The sequence below is a fragment of the Microcystis sp. M49636_WE2 genome, assembly GCF_030065375.1.
GTDB classification, from domain to species: domain Bacteria; phylum Cyanobacteriota; class Cyanobacteriia; order Cyanobacteriales; family Microcystaceae; genus Microcystis; species Microcystis aeruginosa_C.
Window position 1 is genome coordinate 1 of sequence record NZ_JASJFG010000794.1, and the last position, 2,392, is coordinate 2,392.

Consider the following 2,392-nt stretch of genomic DNA (forward strand, 5'->3'; position numbering starts at 1 on the left):
AATACTTATGAGTTATGGAACCCGTGTTCAAGCTATCTCTCAAGTAACGGATCGTAAACCCCTACCTAGCAAAATTCCTCAGCGTTTAGAGGCCCTCTGGGCAACCGATGTCTTTACCCTGAGCAAAATGCAGGCCAGTCTTCCCAAAGACGTATTCAAATCAGTCAAAAACACGATTTTAACCGGGGGAAAATTAGACGTTTCCATCGCTGGTACAGTAGCGGCCGCGATGAAAGATTGGGCCACGTCCAAAGGGGCGCTGTACTATGCTCACGTCTTCTATCCGATGACCAACGCCACCGCCGAAAAACACGATGGTTTTATCTCCGTGCAGAGCGACGGTTCGGTGATCACAGAATTTACGGGCAAAGTCTTAGTACAGGGGGAACCGGACGGGTCCTCCTTTCCTAACGGCGGACTTCGCTCCACCTTTGAAGCGCGGGGTTACACCGCTTGGGATGTCACCAGTCCCGCCTACGTCATGGAGACGGATAATGGTGTAACCCTGTGTATCCCCACGGTTTTCATCTCTTGGACAGGAGAGGCCCTCGACAAAAAAACGCCGCTTTTACGCTCGATTTCATCGATGAGTAAAGCCGCCACCAGGGTGCTGAAGCTCTTAGGACATACGGAAGTCGCCCCCGTTAACTCCAGCTGCGGTGCTGAACAGGAATATTTCCTCGTAGATGCTCATTTTGCCCATAGTCGCCCCGATTTATTGCTCACCGGTCGCACCCTATTTGGTAAACCCGCCGCTAAGGGTCAACAGTTCGACGATCATTATTTTGGCGCGATTCCCGAACGGGTTCAGGTGTTTATGCAGGAAGTAGAGGAAAGAATGTATCGCCTCGGCATTCCGGCCAAAACCCGCCATAATGAAGTCGCCCCCGGACAGTTCGAGATTGCGCCCTTTTTCGAGGCTGCTAACGTGGCCAGTGACCATCAGCAGTTAATTATGACTTTGCTGAAAAGTACGGCTAAAAAACACGGTTTTGTCTGCCTACTGCATGAAAAACCCTTTGCAGGAATTAACGGTTCGGGAAAACACGTTAACTGGTCCGTCGGCAACGCTACCCAGGGCAATCTGTTAGATCCGGGCGATACTCCCCACGCTAATATGCAGTTTTTGTTATTCTGTGGGGCGGTGATTCGTGGCGTTCACAAGTACGGGCCGCTTTTACGCGCAGTGGTGGCTACTGCCAGTAATGATCACCGTTTGGGGGCAAATGAAGCTCCTCCCGCCATTATTTCGGTATATTTGGGCAGCCAGTTAGAAAAGGTATTCGACCAAATTAGCCAAGGCCGAATTGAGGGTTCTGATGCCCCGGGATTGATGGATCTCGGTGTCGATACCCTGCCGGTATTCCCCAAGGATCCTGGCGATCGCAATCGTACCTCTCCTTTTGCTTTTACGGGCAATCGCTTTGAATTCCGCGCTGTGGGTTCTAATCAGTCAGTTTCCGGGCCGCTGGTGGCGATGAACACGATTCTAGCCGATTCCCTGACTTGGGTGGCGGATAACTTAGAAAGCCGGATGAAAGCTGGGGAAGACCTCAATACTGCCGCCGAGGGTGTTCTCAAGGAGATCATGGACAAGCACAGAAATGTGATCTTCGGAGGTAACGGATATTCCCCGGAATGGCACAAAATGGCGGTAGAAGAGCGCGGTTTGGCTAATCTCCGCACCACTGCCGATGCTTTACCCGTGCTGAAAGCTGATTATATCGAAGAACTGTTTGCCCGCATGGGTGTGTTTACCCCCGTTGAACTGGAAAGTCGTTTTGATGTCTATGCGGAACAGTATTTGCTGGCCATCGAGGTGGAGGCGGAACTGGTGGTAAGTATGGCTAAAACGATTATTTATCCCGCTGCCGTTCGCTACTTGTCGGAATTGTCTTTGGCGATCGCTAATGCTGCGGCGATCGGCATCGAGATGGATAAGGAAAGGGCCCAAACCGTCTCGAATTTAATTAAATTACTGATGGATAGCGTTGGCAAACTGAGTGAGGCCATGGCTAAAGACGATTTTGACTCGATCGAGGAACATATGCAGTATTCCGCTCAAACAATCCGTCCCTTGATGGATAAGGTGCGCGAATATGCTGACACGCTGGAAGGAGAAGTGGCCGACAATTTCTGGCCGCTGCCTACCTATCAAGAAATGTTGTTTGTTAAATAACATGACGGCAAGGAGGGGGTAAATAGGCTGAAAAAATGATTGGCCACCCCCTTCTTTTTAGCTCTGGTAGTTTTAAGTTATGTTAAGAATAGCTGTGCGAAACGTTTAGGCATGAAATAGGGAGCCAAATGCCCGAAATAACCGCCTAGTAAGGTCTTCAGTCCCCCGACTGAATCTAAGAGGTCAACCCAGACCAACCTTATAACTGTTTAT

The 2,392-nt window shown here is 50.1% G+C and carries 1 protein-coding gene; it reads left to right on the forward strand.

Annotation, left to right across the window (positions count from 1 at the left end; translation table 11 throughout):
- Positions 1–7: 7 nt before the first annotated feature.
- Positions 8–2,179, forward strand: coding sequence for a glutamine synthetase III family protein (locus PX484_RS18175; RefSeq protein WP_046662456.1), 2,172 nt, complete (start codon positions 8–10; stop codon positions 2,177–2,179).
- Positions 2,180–2,392 lie beyond the last annotated feature (213 nt).

Bases quoted from the DNA above. Each gene is read 5' to 3' on its own strand.
- PX484_RS18175 (WP_046662456.1), top strand. From the start codon at position 8: ATGAGTTATGGAACCCGTGTTCAAGCTATCTCTCAAGTAACGGATCGT.